General features: G+C 35.2%; 15 protein-coding genes and 2 riboswitches. Of the genes, 9 read left to right on the top strand and 6 right to left on the bottom strand.

The window, feature by feature from the left end; all coding sequences use genetic code 11:
* Window positions 1-61: 61 nt before the first annotated feature.
* Both D2K62_RS04240 and D2K62_RS04235 read left to right on the top strand, forming a co-directional pair.
* Window positions 62-913: a DegV family protein gene (locus D2K62_RS04240; RefSeq protein ID WP_112180517.1), complete on the top strand. Its 852-nt coding sequence runs from the start codon at window positions 62-64 to the stop codon at window positions 911-913.
* 336 nt (window positions 914-1,249) lie between these two features.
* Complete coding sequence (locus D2K62_RS04235; RefSeq protein ID WP_112180518.1) at window positions 1,250-2,431, top strand: DUF4317 domain-containing protein; 1,182 nt, start codon at window positions 1,250-1,252, stop codon at window positions 2,429-2,431.
* A 48-nt stretch (window positions 2,432-2,479) separates the two neighbouring features.
* Here the strand turns inward: D2K62_RS04235 and D2K62_RS04230 are convergent, their stop codons facing one another.
* Window positions 2,480-3,796, bottom strand: coding sequence for a methyl-accepting chemotaxis protein (locus D2K62_RS04230; RefSeq protein ID WP_112180519.1), 1,317 nt, complete (start codon window positions 3,794-3,796; stop codon window positions 2,480-2,482).
* A 55-nt stretch (window positions 3,797-3,851) separates the two neighbouring features.
* Complete coding sequence (locus tag D2K62_RS04225) at window positions 3,852-4,814, bottom strand: HD-GYP domain-containing protein (RefSeq protein ID WP_117160950.1); 963 nt, start codon at window positions 4,812-4,814, stop codon at window positions 3,852-3,854.
* Between the two features lie 335 nt (window positions 4,815-5,149).
* A riboswitch (purine riboswitch) is annotated at window positions 5,150-5,254 on the top strand.
* 138 nt (window positions 5,255-5,392) lie between these two features.
* Window positions 5,393-5,471, top strand: a riboswitch (ZMP/ZTP riboswitch).
* 107 nt (window positions 5,472-5,578) lie between these two features.
* On the opposite strand from D2K62_RS04225, the gene D2K62_RS04220 reads away from it, so the two are divergent.
* Together D2K62_RS04220 and D2K62_RS04215 are read left to right on the top strand one after the other, a co-directional pair.
* Window positions 5,579-6,775 (top strand): phosphoglycerate dehydrogenase, encoded by a 1,197-nt coding sequence (locus D2K62_RS04220; RefSeq protein WP_112180521.1) that lies wholly within the window; start codon window positions 5,579-5,581, stop codon window positions 6,773-6,775.
* 263 nt (window positions 6,776-7,038) lie between these two features.
* Window positions 7,039-7,710, top strand: coding sequence for a serine/threonine protein kinase (locus tag D2K62_RS04215; protein ID WP_112180522.1), 672 nt, complete (start codon window positions 7,039-7,041; stop codon window positions 7,708-7,710).
* A 222-nt stretch (window positions 7,711-7,932) separates the two neighbouring features.
* On the opposite strand, the gene D2K62_RS04210 is transcribed toward D2K62_RS04215, so the two are convergent.
* Window positions 7,933-8,211 (bottom strand): hypothetical protein, encoded by a 279-nt coding sequence (locus D2K62_RS04210; RefSeq protein ID WP_112180523.1) that lies wholly within the window; start codon window positions 8,209-8,211, stop codon window positions 7,933-7,935.
* Between the two features lie 194 nt (window positions 8,212-8,405).
* On the opposite strand from D2K62_RS04210, the gene D2K62_RS04205 reads away from it, so the two are divergent.
* From D2K62_RS04205 to D2K62_RS04195, 3 genes are all read left to right on the top strand, one after another.
* Window positions 8,406-8,957 (top strand): DNA-3-methyladenine glycosylase I, encoded by a 552-nt coding sequence (locus tag D2K62_RS04205; protein ID WP_198663156.1) that lies wholly within the window; start codon window positions 8,406-8,408, stop codon window positions 8,955-8,957.
* Window positions 8,958-9,094: 137 nt separating this feature from the next.
* Window positions 9,095-9,874, top strand: coding sequence for a polysaccharide deacetylase family protein (locus D2K62_RS04200; protein ID WP_232824213.1), 780 nt, complete (start codon window positions 9,095-9,097; stop codon window positions 9,872-9,874).
* A 216-nt stretch (window positions 9,875-10,090) separates the two neighbouring features.
* Window positions 10,091-10,294 (top strand): hypothetical protein, encoded by a 204-nt coding sequence (locus D2K62_RS04195; RefSeq protein ID WP_112180526.1) that lies wholly within the window; start codon window positions 10,091-10,093, stop codon window positions 10,292-10,294.
* A 71-nt stretch (window positions 10,295-10,365) separates the two neighbouring features.
* Here the strand turns inward: D2K62_RS04195 and D2K62_RS04190 are convergent, their stop codons facing one another.
* On the bottom strand, window positions 10,366-10,749 hold the full coding sequence (locus D2K62_RS04190) for a hypothetical protein (protein ID WP_112180527.1): 384 nt from the start codon (window positions 10,747-10,749) through the stop codon (window positions 10,366-10,368).
* Window positions 10,750-10,959: 210 nt separating this feature from the next.
* Between D2K62_RS04190 and D2K62_RS04185 the strand changes: the two genes are divergently transcribed.
* Window positions 10,960-11,232, top strand: coding sequence for a DUF1292 domain-containing protein (locus tag D2K62_RS04185; protein ID WP_112180528.1), 273 nt, complete (start codon window positions 10,960-10,962; stop codon window positions 11,230-11,232).
* Between the two features lie 94 nt (window positions 11,233-11,326).
* Here D2K62_RS04185 and D2K62_RS04180 read toward each other — a convergent pair whose 3' ends face one another.
* A complete protein-coding gene (locus D2K62_RS04180) occupies window positions 11,327-12,370 on the bottom strand; it encodes a collagen-like domain-containing protein (protein ID WP_117160999.1) in 1,044 nt (347 codons plus the stop codon).
* Between the two features lie 409 nt (window positions 12,371-12,779).
* Complete coding sequence (locus D2K62_RS04175) at window positions 12,780-13,616, bottom strand: YheC/YheD family protein (RefSeq protein ID WP_112180529.1); 837 nt, start codon at window positions 13,614-13,616, stop codon at window positions 12,780-12,782.
* 231 nt (window positions 13,617-13,847) lie between these two features.
* Between D2K62_RS04175 and D2K62_RS04170 the strand changes: the two genes are divergently transcribed.
* The gene (locus D2K62_RS04170) at window positions 13,848-15,470 is read left to right on the top strand and encodes a diguanylate cyclase (protein ID WP_112180530.1); all 1,623 of its coding nucleotides are present in this window, start codon (window positions 13,848-13,850) and stop codon (window positions 15,468-15,470) included.
* Window position 15,471 lies beyond the last annotated feature (1 nt).

Here is a 15,471-nt window from a genome sequence, read left to right as displayed (position 1 = left end):
ATACAAGAAATTCAGGCATAATAGTTAACAGAATGAAAGTTGAAAGGGGACCTAGATAGATATGCAAAAAATTATTTTAACGACAGAAAGCGGTGCTGATGTACCAGAAGAATTAGCTGCCAAATACGACATAAAGGTTGTTCCAATGCACGTGATCATGGATGGACAGGATTATTTAGATGGATCATTACCTGTACAGGAGATTTATGATCATTATGACCGCACGAAAAAAATCCCTTCAACAACATCCACAAATGCACATGAATACACTGCTTTTTTTACTGAGATTAGAAAAGACCATCCTGATTGTACAATTATACATATTGGTTATACATCAAAAGCCTCATCATCTTTTCAAAATGCGATAATTGCATCAGAAGATTTTGATAATCTTTTTCTAATTGATGCGTTAAATGTTACCGGAGGATTAGCTGCAATTGTACTTTATGCGGCTGACTTGTTAGCTAAAGATCCTATGATCAAACCCGAAGAATTAATAGAAAAAATTGAGTCGATCGTTCCTAAAGCAAGGCTGGCATTTGTGCCAGGTAGATTAGACTTTTTGAGAGCTGGTGGGCGTGTTAGTAATGTCGCTTATATCGGTGGTGCCTTGCTAAAGATAAAACCACGAATTGAATTAGTAGAGGGTAAACTTGTATCAACAAAAAAATATCGTGGGAAGATTAATATAGTCGCAGAAAAACTTGTCGAAGATTTTTTAAATGATTATAACATTGACAGAAAACAGCTTTATTTCCAATACTCGATCGGACTTGATGAGACAATTAAAGAACGGATGAATAAAGTTGCAAAAGATGCAGGTTTCAAGGATATTATTTGGGTACAAGCAGGTGCTATGATTTCTACTCATGCTGGACCTGGTGGCTTCGGTATAGCTGGATTAGAGATGTAAAAATAATTAATGTGCATCATAAATAAAAAGTAGATCTCATTTTAATAGAAGATCTACTTTTTGTTTTTCTGTAGATTAGAAACTAGAGTAAAATAACTATGGTTTACGGGTAAGGATGTGTTCCTCTTTTAAATGTGAAATTCATTAAATAACTCCTCTAAGTTGTATAGTTTAAGCAAAACATTCGTTCCTATAATAGTTTTGCTTGTGCTATAATCTAGTAAGATAATGATATCTAGTAAGTTATCCAAGTGATCGAATAGCCATAAAGCGCGTGGATATACAATTAAAAAAATAGAAAAAATGGTAGAAACGGTAAAAGGAGCGGGACAAACGATGAACAAAAAAGATATCGCAAATATTCGAAGACAATTTAAAGTAGGGAATGACTTACTTAAAATAACCGATATTTATAATGTTTACATTATGAAGGAATCAAGTGAAATATATCATGAGCAAAGCCAGCCTTTTGAATTATTAGATGAAGATCAGCAAGAATTATTTTTAAATAATTTCAAAAAAGTACTGACAGGTCAATTAGACGAAAAGTTATTTGAATTAAAATTTCAACGAGAAGTGGAGAATAGTAGTCAACTTATTCTTCATCAAGGGTTATTGAGCAGTGAGGTAGAGGACTGGAAAGCACAGATGCTTCTTCTAGTGGAAAAAATGCTCCAAGATAAACAATATGAAAATGATGTTGTCGTTACATTCATTCGGGCTGAATATTTAAAGCCAATGAAACGAAGTAGTGAAGAGTCGGAGCAAAGTGATCGTGATACTGTCTATTCACATGCGTTTATCTTATGCAGTATTAATAATACTCAAGAGCCAAAAAAGGAATTGCAATTTGATTATGTCGAGAAAGAATTTAGATATAATGTAAAAGTTGATCCAGTTATCAACCTTAATACGCCAGTTGCCGGATTTTTATTCCCTTGTTTTTCCGATAATGCAGCTGACGTCAATCACATTTTATATTTATCAGGTAAAGCACATGAACCAGATCCAGAGTTCATTGAAGAAGTGTTAAATGCTGAGGAGACGATGACTGCACAAGAAGATAAAATCGTTTTTGAGGAAATTGTTAAAGATGTAACTGGAAATCAATTAAATACAGCAACACTCGCAAATGTTTATGAAGAAATTAATCGCGTAATCCAGGATAACGAAGAGGATGAGCCACCAAAGTTAGACCGTCAAGATGTTGAACGCGTTTTAAAAATGAGTGGGGTAGAAGAGGTGAATACGGAAAAGGTAGAAGCAGCTTTTAATAAGGTTATTGATGACAATAATTATGAGCTTAAAGCAAGTAGCATCTTACCAAAATATAATTCCAAATCTATCAAAATTAGTACGAAGATTGCTAACATTTCACTAAGCCCGCAGGATCTAAAATACGTTAGGCAGGTTAACTTTAATGGTAAACTGTGCATTATGATTGAAGTAGAAGAAGACACAATAATCGAAGGATTCACGATGATTCCAGAAGCGTTTGGGAATAATCAAGAGTCGTAACAAAAAAGGAAACCTCATCTTGTTTAAGATCAGGTTTCCTTTTTATTTTTAGACTTTAAATTTATTAATCTCTATATTTAACTCTCCAGCTAATTGGTGTAAATCATTTGTCGCTTGTGAGATTATCTCTGTTGCATTTAATTGTTCTTGTCCTGAAGCTGAAATTTCTTCTGTACTTGCAGCAAATTCTTCTGCCGTTTTGGTCATGTCTTGCATCTGGATAGAGATTTGTTTCGACTTTTGATTAACTGTTTCAGCTGATGTTGCAGTATGTTTAAAACTTTTAACAATGCTATCATAAGCCGTTTTGATTTTTTCAAAAGTAGATGTTGTAATCTTAAGGTCATCTTTTTGTTCTTGAATTAGTGCAGTTGATTTACTAATATTTGTAACCGAAGCAGCTGATTTTTCTGTTGTTTTTGTAATCAAACTCGCTATTTCTTTCGCTGCTGTGGCTGATTTATCAGCGAGGTCTCTAACTTCCCCTGCGACGACGTTAAATCCTCTACCGGCATCTCCTGCTCTGCTTGCTTCTATTGAGGCATTTAACGCTAATAGTTTTGTTTGTTCTGCAATAGAATCAATAACTGTAACAATTCCGCCTACTTGTTTAATCATTTCACTAAGCTCATTAATTGAGTTATTTGCAAGCATGGACACTTCTATATTTTCATCCATTTTTGCAGTCTGTAAATCAATAGACTTTTGTCCCTCTGAAACAGCATCTATAGAAGAAACGGCATAATCTGATCCACGAGAAGCTTCATTCGTCATTTCTTCTATTAGGTTAACAACCTCCAACAAGGTTGCATTACTATCATTAATTGTTTGTGCGTGCACGGTGTTTTCTACGGCAATACCATTAATCGTAGTTACAACCTGTGTAATGGATTGGACATTTTCTTCTGTATTCTTACTAAGACTACTAGAATGAGAGGAAACCGTAGATGAAAAATCCTGTAATCGGATCGCCATCTCTCTTAATACTTTTCGAGTTTGTCCTAGTGCTGCTGCCATTTTACCAATTTCGCCTTCCTTTTTTTGAATTGCTTCAAGGAATGCTTCATCATCTTGTAAATCTAAGCTTGCTGTTTTCTCGGCAACTTCTGTCATTTGCAAAATAGGTTTTGAAATAATTCTTCCTAATATATACGAAAGTATTACACCAATAATAAGCGAAACAGCAAGTCCAATTATAATAGTATTTGGAATCATAAAACCTGGAGTTGCAGCCATATCTCCTGTAGCCTCTGTAGTAGCATCATTAGTTGAAGTCATAAAAAGCGAACTTCCAACATTAATTGCTGCAACAATAATCGAGTTAATTAAGGATAGTATAATAATTTTCGTTGATATTTTTTTCATATAAATTCCTCCGTTGTATGTAAAGTATGTTGTTTTATCAATTGGATTTATAAAACTAAATAATTGCTTGGTTGTGAGTAAGTATATCTTTCTCTCTATGATTTTGATCCTTATTGTAAGTAGTTTGAAATTTTTCTGCTTTTAATACTGTTACAAAAGCATTTACTACAATTGGATCAAACTGTGTTTCTTTATTTTTAGTAAGTTCCTTTAAAACTTCTTCCCAATCAGCTTGTCTTCTATAGACTCTTTTTGAAGTCATCGCATCGAATGAATCAGCTACAGCCATTATCCTTGCTTCCAGTGGGATGTTATTTCCCTTTAATCCATGTGGATATCCTTTACCATCATAGCGTTCGTGATGATGTAAGATCATGTTTAGAATACCGCTAGATTCAAATCTATTAATATGTTTAACAAGGTTAAAGCCAATAAGCGGGTGTTGTTTTATCTGATTATATTCTTGCTCAGTTAATTTAGCTGGTTTATTTAATGTGTGTTCTGAAACTCCAATTTTCCCGATATCATGGAGTAGACCTCCGAAGTAAATATTGTCACAGGCACTATTACTAAGGTTCATTTCTTTTGCGATTTTTCTGGAATAAGTGGCGACATTATGTGAATGCAATGCCGTATATTCATCTCTTGAATCTAAAGATTTAGCTAAGCTATTAATCAAATCTATTGTATTCCTTTTTTCATTAAGATACTTTTCGATTAAGGTCATTATCAAAGCAGATACTACGAAAGATGAGAACCAATGAAACAAAAACATATGTGGGTTCCATTCTGAAACGGTAAAATTACTTATGTACGAGATAAGGCCACTTGAAATTACTTGGATCCAAATTTTACGAAAAGACAAAGCGGAAAGAACAAGTATTGATAAATTTATTGCAAAAATAACATCTCTCTGTGTAATAAACTGATCTGTAAAATAGTAAAATGGTAAAGCGATGATAATTAGCCATCTATAGACTAACGTATTCTCTAAAAAAAATGATGTTTTCGATTTCAATCTGTTGCAACTCCTCTATATTGTTTTTACTCTCTGTAGATAACTTATTGAATGAAACTTAAAATAACCTTTAAAAAATAGTTCTTTCTGCACGTGTTAATATATCTATTAGATAAAATGAGTATAAACAAGTCCCATAATTCATTAGGTTTAAAGGTTTTTTAACGAAAAATATAGTGCGATAATATTATATTTTAAAACAATAAAATGCATTTTTATGAGTTAAATGAATTAGGTTTGGAGAAAAAATATTATAAATAAACATGTTATTTCCCTTTTAGAAATATTCAGATTTTTATTGATTATCTAGTGTGGGTTTGTTATATTATCCTTGTACCTAACAAAGCAATAATCCTCGTATATTCTCGGTAATATGGTCTGAGCGTTTCTAACTGGTTCCCAAGTTAAAGAACTAGACTACGAGTTAAAGTAAGGTTGTTGATTTCTGTAACCGCCTTTCCATGTTCAGCATTAGTTGATGCTTGGCAGGGTTCTTTAACTTCCGTATGTCTAGATGTGGAAAATATTCTGCATATTCTAGGCTTTTTTTATTGAAATACGAGTAAAAAATAAAAGACAAGTCTATGTGTGACTGGCGAAACGCGGATAACCGTGAGGGAGCACATAGTGTTTTAGCCGTTCGCCTGGGCAGAGGTAAGGGAATTATTTCCCTTACCTCTTTCTGTTTTTTAAAAGGGGGATAGTTGGCTATTACGCAGTAAGTCTTGTTGAAATGGAAGATAAGATCATGAGGAGGAATAAATATGAACACAATTACATTAGAAAAAATGAATACAATAAAAACATTAAATCCTATATCTGAAAATGGGCTCAAAGTATTTAGAGATAATTATAAATTAGATGATGAAAATGACAATCCTGATGCGATCGTCGTTCGTAGTTTTAACATGCATGATGGAACGTTTGGTGATAACTTAAAGGCGATTGCTCGAGCAGGTGCGGGTGTTAATAATATCCCAGTCGACAGTTTTACAAATAAGGGTGTTGTTGTATTTAATACACCTGGTGCTAATGCGAATGCTGTAAAAGAACTTGTATTGACTACCTTAATGGCTTCATCTCGTAATCTTTTTGCTGGAATTGATTGGACCCGAACATTAGATGGAAAAGGTGAAGACATTCCGAAGCTTGTTGAAGCAGGGAAAAAACAGTTTGTTGGTGAAGAAATTAAAGGGAAAACACTAGGTGTGATTGGTCTGGGAGCAGTTGGTGCACTTGTCGCAAATGATGCACTTCAATTAGATATGGATGTTATTGGTTTTGATCCATTTATTTCTGTTGATACAGCATGGAATTTATCACGGAATGTAAAACGGGCAATGACGATTGAAGAATTGTTTGCTAGTTGCGATTTTATTACGGTCCACGTTCCATTCACTGACGGAACGGGTGGTATGTTTAATGAAGACACATTTAAATTAATGAAATCAGGTGTCCAAATTCTTAACTTTTCACGCGGTGAGCTTGTTAATGAAAAAGATATGGCAGTTGCTCTTGAAAGTGGTAGAGTAGGTAAATACATTTCCGATTTCCCAAATGAAAATATACTTAAGATGAAGAATGTTGTTCCAATTCCACATCTTGGTGCATCTACGAAAGAGTCAGAGGAAAATTGTGCAATTATGGCTGCACGTCAGATAAAAGATTTTCTCGAAACAGGGAATATTAAAAACTCTGTTAATTTTCCGAAAACATACCTTCCTTACACAGGGAGAAAGCGAATAACAGTATTTCACAAAAACGTTCCAAATATGGTTGGACAAATTACTTCCGTACTATCTACCTTCCATTTAAATATTGCTGATATGGTTAATAGAAGCCGAGGAGAGTATGCATATACAATGGTTGATATTGAGGACAATGTGGATGGTGATATTATTCCAAGCTTAACAGAAAAAATCAATCAAATTATGGGTATTGTTACGACTCGTATTATTTGAGTTTGTCGTTAATACAATATAATTATTTCCCGGGATATAATTGGAAAGAAATCACTTGCATATCATAATGTCATACATAGACAGTGTTGTTATGCAAGTTTTTTAATGTTTTCTAAATAGAGGGTTTTTACCGTTCTTTTGCCACATTCTTATAGTAGGATATTTTTATAAACAATGCGTATGGACATAAACAGTACTTTTATTACGTCACTGTTTCTTGTTTCTATCTATTGTTTAATGAAAAGTGAATGAGGGTGTGTTTTATGGAAAAAGACTTCACATCTGTAGATAAATTATTTTCAACTATTAAAGTTACGTCGAATGCTAATAACAGACCTGTTACTATACACGGAAGTGCAAAAGAATTAAGGTGCATTGGGGTTGGAACGGATGCCGCCGTTTTTCAATTACTTTCTGTTCCAACCCATGCGTTTAAGTTATATGCGGATGATAAAAGAATGAAAATAGAAACCGAAGAAAGTGTTTATCAACGATTAGAAGGCTCGCGTTTTTTTTCGAAATGCTATGGTAGTACGGATAGATATTTAGTAGTGGATTTTGAATCAGGCATTACTTTGTATGACTGTCTTTTACAAGGCATTCCTATACCTAAGCAAGTAATGGATGATGTTGAAGAAGCACGGAAATTTGCGCGTGAAGCTGATCTTAATCCGAGGGATATTCATTTTAAAAATGTGATTTTACAGAATGGAAGAGCGAAAATAATTGATGTTTCTGAATATCTGGAGCAGGGTGATGACTCGCGTTGGGAGCATTTAAACCTAGCATATAACGAACACTATCATCTCATCAAGGGTAAGGCAATTCCTTCTTGGATATTGGAGACTATTCCAAAATGGTATAACCAACGCTACTATAATTCATTTGATGATTTTATGAAAGGTATCCTTAAGTTAAAGATGTTTTGTAAATAGAATCAGGTGAACAAGTAACCTGCACATCATAGTCGAAGTTACTTGTTTGTTTCTATTGGTCTTGATTTCCATTTCCTGATACAATTGTGAATGATTCTTCCTCGCCATTTTCAAAAATTTGAATAACTTCATAGTCTTTATCGAATTTTACACTATATAGAAGGTTATATTTTAAGGTCTCATCAGTATAATCATCGGTTTTTACTTCCTTATAGTTAAGTTTTAGAACTTCTCCATCTCCTTCAACACTAAGTCGGTAAAATGAATCGCTTCTTCGCCTTGGGTAACGTTTTTTCCGTTAATCATTACAAATATATTATCTTCCCCAGCAGTATAAAGATAGTTGCCATATGTACCTGTATTACTTTCAAAAAAATCACGTGCATCAGCCTCTAGATTTGATATTTCCACTTCTGAATAAGACAATTCTGATTCAGATTCTGAGTTGCAACCAACTAAAAACAAAAATAATAAGCTATAAACGAACCAAAGTTTTTTCATGATTCTTCTTCTCCTTTAGAATACACGCAAGTATGCGGATTTAGTTAAATTAAAAAAGGCAGAAAATTATTTGTACTTAGTTTACCATATTAACTGTAAGATTAGACCAATTTATTGGAAAAGTTAGTAGCGATTGTGGTTAATATGTTCAGTTGATTTCATTTGATACAATAGATATAGATGGGGTGATGTTAATGAAACGTTGTGATTGGGTGAATGATGATCCATTATATATCGATTATCATGATAATGAATGGGGCGTTCCTGAATACAATGACCAGAAGTTATTTGAATTAATTATACTAGAAGGGGCGCAAGCAGGTCTGAGTTGGTATACAGTACTGAAAAAAAGAGAACATTATCGCGCTGTGTTTGATCATTTTGATCCAGATAAAATCGCGAAATATAATGAGAATAAGAAAGCGGAATTGTTACAAGATCCAGGAATTATCCGAAATAAATTAAAGGTTCAGGCAGCTATAACGAATGCTAAGATTTATTTGGAGATAATTGAAGAAGAGGGAAGCTTTTCTGACTACATATGGTCATTTGTCGATGGTAAACCAATTATAAACAGTTGGGAAAATATTAGTGATGTGCCTGCAACAACAGAGATAAGTGACAAAATGAGTAAAGCATTAAAGAAGAGAGGCTTTAAATTTGTTGGACCAACGATCTGTTATGCTTTTATGCAAGCTAGTGGAATGGTAAACGACCATATTACATCATGTATTTGTTATAAATGAAGTTTCTTGTAGTCTTTTGTTATAATCCTCCCACAAATAGATGAATAAAGATTCTTTTTTATAGAAGGATAAAGATATTACTATATGTGGAGGATGGACAAATGAATAAGAAGAGCTGTAGCTGGTTAGTTTTTATAATGGGCTTACTCGTAATTTGGACTACAACTGGTGTAATAAGCTATGCGCAGCCAAGTCAAGAAAACTTACCAGAACCAGAAGGTGGGTCGGAATTATCGGAGCGCGTTCGTTATCCAGTTTCCAATATTATTTTACAAGAGCGATATCCTGAAACGATTGTCTTAAGTGGCGATCAATCCGAGAATAGAATTGCGCTAACGTTTGATGATGGGCCAGATCCACGTTTTACGCCACAGATTTTAGATGTATTGCAAGGGTATAATGTTAAAGCGACGTTTTTTCTGATGGGTGCAAGGGCAAAAGCGTACCCCGAGCTTGTACAGCGGATAATTGCTGAAGGTCACATTATTGGTAATCATACATATTGGCATCCGAACCTTGTAGAAGAAGGGGATATTCCCACACTTGAGAATGAAGTTAACCGAACCGAAGCTACTTTAACGGAGCAAATCGGTTATCGAACGAAATTATTTCGTGCGCCATATGGTTTTTTAAATAATGAATTAGTTGAGAAACTGGAGGATATGAATTACTCGGTGATTGGTTGGTCAGTTGATTCATTAGACTGGCAAGAGGCTGCGCCAGAAGTGATCACTTATAATGTGTTAAGTAATATTCATCCAGGTGCAATTGTCCTTATGCACGATGGCGCTGATTCGGAGGGTGACCGAACCAACACGATTGAAGCGCTTCGCCAACTAATACCAACACTGAAAGATGAAGGTATGGAATTTGTTACAGTTCCAGTGTTAGTAGATGTTTCTTATAAACAAGATTAAATTAGTAGATAAACAAACAGCCCCTTCGCAGCTATTTGGAGGGGCTTATCTTGGAGATTCAATTATAAAGAGGTTATGCTGCATTTATTTTCTGCTATAATCTAGTGAAAGGTACCATTACTTTGAGCTACAGAAGTTTAATCGCTTTAAGACGCGAGTAGTTAAATCAGACGAAAAGTAACGTATCGTTAGTCGCACAACAAAGGAGCAAATCTCATGAAGTTTGGTATACGAAAACCGAGTCTAAAAAAGAGGATTTCAGCTAGAACAAGTGTAAAGAGGCAATTAGTTCATCGCGCAGGTTTAAAGATGCCAAAAGGAACTAGTTGGGCAAGGAATCCAAAAAAATATGCATACAATAAAGTCCATCAAAAAACATCTTTTGATATTTTTAAACTAATTAAGAAACTATTTAAGTAAGGTTGATATACTCACTGTGGTGAAGTACGCGTTAGTGCTGATGGTTCAGTTTGAAATGCTGAATCCCTACTTTATGTTTTTTGCAATTTTTTAATTCCTCTATAGGCTTTTGAACTTTTTGTTTTTATAAAGTCCCAGGTCGATTGGACAAAATTCATTACTTCATTATGCTTATACTTGTACAACATGATGGCTACTAAAGAAACTTCGCTTGTAATGTATAGCCAAATCCCTAATTTAAGTCCGTTTATAAATTGCGCTTCGCTTCTTAGGAATGCGTACAGAAACCAGTTAAATATTGCTAAAGAATAGAGTGTTAGATTAAGTACACTAGCTACAATTAAATTTGTGTGAAGGTTGATATGTGTTACTTTCATCGTATAAGTTACATATTTATAACTCGCAAAAAAAGCAGCTCCTAAACTAATAATATATATACTGTATGCTAAAATCATAAGTGAATTCCTCCTTGTTTTTACTAGTATGGTAGCTTAGTAGTTTTTTTATACCCAGTTTATAAAATTATTAGTCATTATCTATCTTATGTACGTTTTAAATATGTATTCTATACTTTTTGTAATTTTTTCATGTTTAGTTTGCATTTTTTGAAAATTTTAAGTTATGCTATATATGACAGTACATAATAGTACATGGGAGGGTTTATGATGGATAAAATTGAAGTTGGTGAAGTATTTACCATTATTGATGAGCAAGAATTGGAACAAACAGTAGAAGTATTGGCGAATGTTACGTTAGAGGGAACGGATTATCTTGCTGTAAGTTTTCTAGCAGATCTAGAAGAGGAAGAGGAAGGCGATATTGATATCTTTTTCCTTAAAACAGATGAAGACGGTGACTTAACTGCTATTGAAGATGACGCGGAATTTGATAAAGTTTCTGAAGCATTTGATGAAATTTTAGATGATGAAGACGAGTAGGTAAGAATAGGCATAAAAAAGGCGCTCAGACAAAATGTCTGAGCGTCTTTTTTTATCTTATCATCTTGAATTAAGTGCTTTATATCCATTATAACTAATCTAATTTTTTAATAACAATCGAAGCATTTACATTTGTTTGTGTGCCTCCTGCTAAAGTTTGAAGTGTAACAGCTGCAGTAGAACTATGATTTCGAAGTGTGAGGACATCTCCAGATGCTATGGCAATTATAGCTTGACCATCGTTTTGCTGGGTACCTGCCCCAGATCCATAGACAGTTCCATCAACATTTGCTCCATTTAAAAATAATGCGAATTGGCTAGGTTCAACACCAGAAGTGGAGAAGGTAACCTCATAATCTCCTGGAGTGGTTACTAAGATTTCAGAGGTCCCAGGAGCATGGGTAATTCCAGGTGTGATTAATCCATTTGAGTCAAAAACAACATCTGCCTCTATAGGAACAACTTGAGCCCCAAGGTTATAAATATATCCGTATTCTGATAATCCAATCGCCGGTCCGGTAGCACCAGTATCGCCAGTAGGTCCAATTGGTCCAGTAGCGCCGGCAGGCCCAATTGGTCCAGTAGCACCAGTAGCGCCAGTAGGCCCGATTGGTCCGGTAGCACCAGTGTCGCCAGTAGGTCCAATTGGTCCAGTAGCACCAGTAGCGCCAGTAGGCCCGATTGGTCCGGTAGCACCAGTGTCGCCAGTAGGTCCAATTGGTCCGGTAGCACCAGTGTCGCCAGTAGGTCCAATTGGTCCGGTAGCACCAGTAGCGCCAGTAGGTCCAATTGGTCCGGTAGCACCAGTGTCGCCAGTAGGTCCAATTGGTCCGGTAGCACCAGTAGCGCCAGTAGGCCCGATTGGTCCGGTAGCACCAGTGTCGCCAGTAGGTCCAATTGGTCCGGTAGCACCAGTAGCGCCAGTAGGCCCGATTGGTCCGGTAGCACCAGTGTCGCCAGTAGGCCCGATTGGTCCGGTAGCACCAGTGTCGCCAGTAGGCCCGATTGGTCCGGTAGCACCAGTGTCGCCAGTAGGTCCAATTGGTCCGGTAGCGCCGGTAGGCCCTGTGGGTCCTCCTGGAGGTCCGGTGGGTCCAGTAGGTCCAATAGGTCCTGGAGGTCCGCTAATTATATTAATTACACTATGCTTTACCTTACATCTGTGTGCTTTATAGACAAGTTCTGGACATTCTCTCTTTTTGCATCTGCAAATTCTATGTCCACATGCTTTACATCCATTGTTTTGGTAACTGTAATTTCTACGCAATAATTTTGAGTGCTTGTTTTGTTCATTCAATTTTTTTAACCTCCTTTCATCATACTTCTTTATTCTATGAAAGAAGTAATGATTATGAGAGGGTAAATCTCTTGTAAAAGTGCTTGTTTTTAAAAAATGTGTTGCCCGTTTGTTCTGCTAACGATTATACTATATCAAATATAGTTAATTAGTTTATGAGTAGTTAAAAAATGATTTCAATCCTCTTAGCTATCTTTATATTAATTCCTGTTAGATCCCCTAATCCGCGTTTTAATAATGATAAAACCCATTAAAAATACATGTTGCTTTTCTTCCATATTTTATACCGTCTTTTATCCATTGCAATCATTTGTTTATAAACATTTTTATCGGGTAGTTTTTTAAAAAGATCATAAGCTGGTCGTCCTTTAGCATCATTTGTATTGACTTCAAATAACCAGAGATTTCCGTTTCGATCGAGACCAAAGTCAGCACCAATGTCGACAAATGGATATTGACTATCAAGAACTTCAGAAATGGCGAATGTGGCATTTGCTAGCGTTCTTAACACTTTATTTCCTTTTGAGTATCGAAATAAATGTTGCAGTACGAATTCCGTTTCTACTACGCCACCACCATTTGTGAAATGATTAGAAACAATGGATTTCTCCCCACCAATGCGGGTTAAATCTCCTGCGTAAAGCCATTGACCATGTTCATCTCGTTGTAGATGGACACGAATGTCAAACGCCCGTGAATTAAAAGCGATAGTAGGTGCCTGTTGTTGAATGATGGCAAGCGTATTTTGATAGTATTGGGCCAATTTTTGCCACAAGGCTTGCTTCGTAGGGAGTGTTTCTTCTGATCCGTTCTGTTGTTTTACGTGATAGCCGTTATAAAAAGGCGTAATCCGTGTGATATGCAAACCTGCCCATGTATGGACTGGTTTTACATAAAAGGGAATAGACCTAGAGGTGAATTGATCAAACGATTGGATGGAAAAAATAGCAGTATAAGGCATTTGAAAAGGTAAATCATATTGGGCTAATAACTTATACATTTCCCACTTATTGAAAAACAGGCGTTGCTTATCAAAGGTCACTTCTGTACTAGGCGCAATCCTATTTTCAAAATTGTTACCGTTCATTTTGCTCACGCCCTTTCAATTCAAGATAATACTATATAGATATGGAATAACTAAATAAATGGTTCCTCTATTTTATGCTTAAGAGTATATCGGTATTCAGAACTACATGTTAATATAGAAGGTAATAGTACGAACAAAAAATAATAGAGAAAAGTGATCAGGTTATACAGCGTGTATCTCTTTTAGATCTAACATACTTGTTCCCATTCTAGCTTTAAAGGAGTAACCACAATGGACCTAAAGAAATATAAACATTTACTGTTAAATAATATAAAAAAACAAATAATTGCTTGGTTTGAGAGTGATAATGAAGCGAATATACCGAATGAGGAAGTGTATCGTTTTCTTCATTCGATAAAGGGAACTTCTGGTACGTTAGAATTAGAAGGGTTGTACCAACTTTCATCTGAATTAATTATCGAAGTAAAAGAAGAAGAAGATAGGCACTGGCTCGTAACTGAATTAAGGGAATATTTGTATCCTTTAATCCAATTGAGTTATCACTATGAACATTTTGAAGAGGAAGCGGATATCGAGCCAACGAATGCCTGGTTAGAAAGAGCGCCGCTCATTCATATTATTGGTGACGATGTTTCGATGCTAATTATTCTAAAGGACGCATTAGAAAAACAAGGTTGGATGGTTCTAACCAATACAGATCCTGAAAAAGCAACGAATCAATATTTCGACCTTTTACCAGATTGTTTAGTAATTGATCTCGATATGTCGATGAAGAATGGATTTGAATTATTAGAAGATATTCATGAACATAATAAGAGACAATTTGTACCAAAGGTAATCCTTAGTGTGAATAGTAATAGAGAAGAAAGAATCGCAGCATTTAAAACAGGTGCAGATGATTTTATGAAAAAGCAAATCGATATAGAAGAATTTATTGTGAGAATTAACCGGCATTTACAGAGGAAACAATTATTTGATCAGTCTGTTTCAATTGATGAATTAACGCAAGTATATAATAGAAAGCAATTACAGGATGTTTACCAAAGACAAGCAGATCAGTTTGTTGTGAAACAGCAACCATTTAGCATAGTAATGCTTGATATTGACCATTTTAAACAAGTTAATGATACCTATGGACATTCAGTAGGCGATAAAGTACTGTACGATTTTGCACAGTTTTTGGTGAAAAACGTAAAAAAAGCAGATACAGTTTTTCGCTATGGTGGAGAAGAATTTATCATTTTATTCGCTGGCATTTCTTATCAAGAGGTACAAGAGAAAATACAAGGAATGATAGATGATTATGCTACAGTAAAACATCGTGCGAACGAATCTTATTTTTCGCTTACTTTTTCAGGAGGTGTATATACTGTGCAAGACCAAGCAACAGATTTATCAGTTGCGCTAGAACAAGCAGATCAAGCGTTATACAAGGCAAAGGAAAATGGCAGAGCACGGGTTGAAATAGGGAATGATACGCTACAAGAAGTTTCAAAGAAAAAGATATATGTATCTGTCATTGATGATGATGGCATAATCAGGACGATTCTAACAAAAATACTTAACAATATTAAGCTTGTACGTGTTGAATTAGATATTGAAGTTTTTGAGAATGGTGCAGCATTCTTTGAGAAGAAGCGACCTGAAGTTAAAGGGAAACATTTCATTATATTAGATGGTGTCATGCCTGTCATGGATGGAATAGAGGTTCTTCAAAAATTAAAAAGTCAAAAACATGCTGCAAATTTCAATATTATGATGTTAACCAGTCGAAAAAGTGAAAATGATATTGTTCGTGCATTAGCTTTGGGTGCAGATGATTATTTAACAAAGCCGTTTAGTATTAACGAATTGCAAGCGAGAATTCAACGCTTACTTCAAAGGATTGAGTAAC

Origin of the sequence: Paraliobacillus sp. X-1268 (genome assembly GCF_003426095.1) — a bacterium.
In the GTDB taxonomy this organism is placed as follows: domain Bacteria; phylum Bacillota; class Bacilli; order Bacillales; family Amphibacillaceae; genus Paraliobacillus_A; species Paraliobacillus_A zengyii.
Note: the sequence above shows the minus strand (reverse complement) of the source record. Positions and strands in the feature narration are given on the sequence as shown.

What these genes read in the sequence shown, in the direction of transcription:
- D2K62_RS04240 (WP_112180517.1), top strand. Translation starts at nt 62, where the DNA reads ATGCAAAAAATTATTTTAACGACAGAAAGCGGTGCTGATGTACCAGAA.
- D2K62_RS04235 (WP_112180518.1), top strand. Translation starts at nt 1,250, where the DNA reads ATGAACAAAAAAGATATCGCAAATATTCGAAGACAATTTAAAGTAGGG.
- D2K62_RS04230 (WP_112180519.1), bottom strand. Translation starts at nt 3,796, where the DNA reads ATGAAAAAAATATCAACGAAAATTATTATACTATCCTTAATTAACTCG.
- D2K62_RS04220 (WP_112180521.1), top strand. Translation starts at nt 5,579, where the DNA reads ATGAACACAATTACATTAGAAAAAATGAATACAATAAAAACATTAAAT.
- D2K62_RS04215 (WP_112180522.1), top strand. Translation starts at nt 7,039, where the DNA reads ATGGAAAAAGACTTCACATCTGTAGATAAATTATTTTCAACTATTAAA.
- D2K62_RS04210 (WP_112180523.1), bottom strand. Translation starts at nt 8,211, where the DNA reads ATGAAAAAACTTTGGTTCGTTTATAGCTTATTATTTTTGTTTTTAGTT.
- D2K62_RS04205 (WP_198663156.1), top strand. Translation starts at nt 8,406, where the DNA reads ATGAAACGTTGTGATTGGGTGAATGATGATCCATTATATATCGATTAT.
- D2K62_RS04200 (WP_232824213.1), top strand. Translation starts at nt 9,095, where the DNA reads ATGGGCTTACTCGTAATTTGGACTACAACTGGTGTAATAAGCTATGCG.
- D2K62_RS04195 (WP_112180526.1), top strand. Translation starts at nt 10,091, where the DNA reads ATGAAGTTTGGTATACGAAAACCGAGTCTAAAAAAGAGGATTTCAGCT.
- D2K62_RS04190 (WP_112180527.1), bottom strand. Translation starts at nt 10,749, where the DNA reads ATGATTTTAGCATACAGTATATATATTATTAGTTTAGGAGCTGCTTTT.
- D2K62_RS04185 (WP_112180528.1), top strand. Translation starts at nt 10,960, where the DNA reads ATGGATAAAATTGAAGTTGGTGAAGTATTTACCATTATTGATGAGCAA.
- D2K62_RS04175 (WP_112180529.1), bottom strand. Translation starts at nt 13,616, where the DNA reads ATGAACGGTAACAATTTTGAAAATAGGATTGCGCCTAGTACAGAAGTG.
- D2K62_RS04170 (WP_112180530.1), top strand. Translation starts at nt 13,848, where the DNA reads ATGGACCTAAAGAAATATAAACATTTACTGTTAAATAATATAAAAAAA.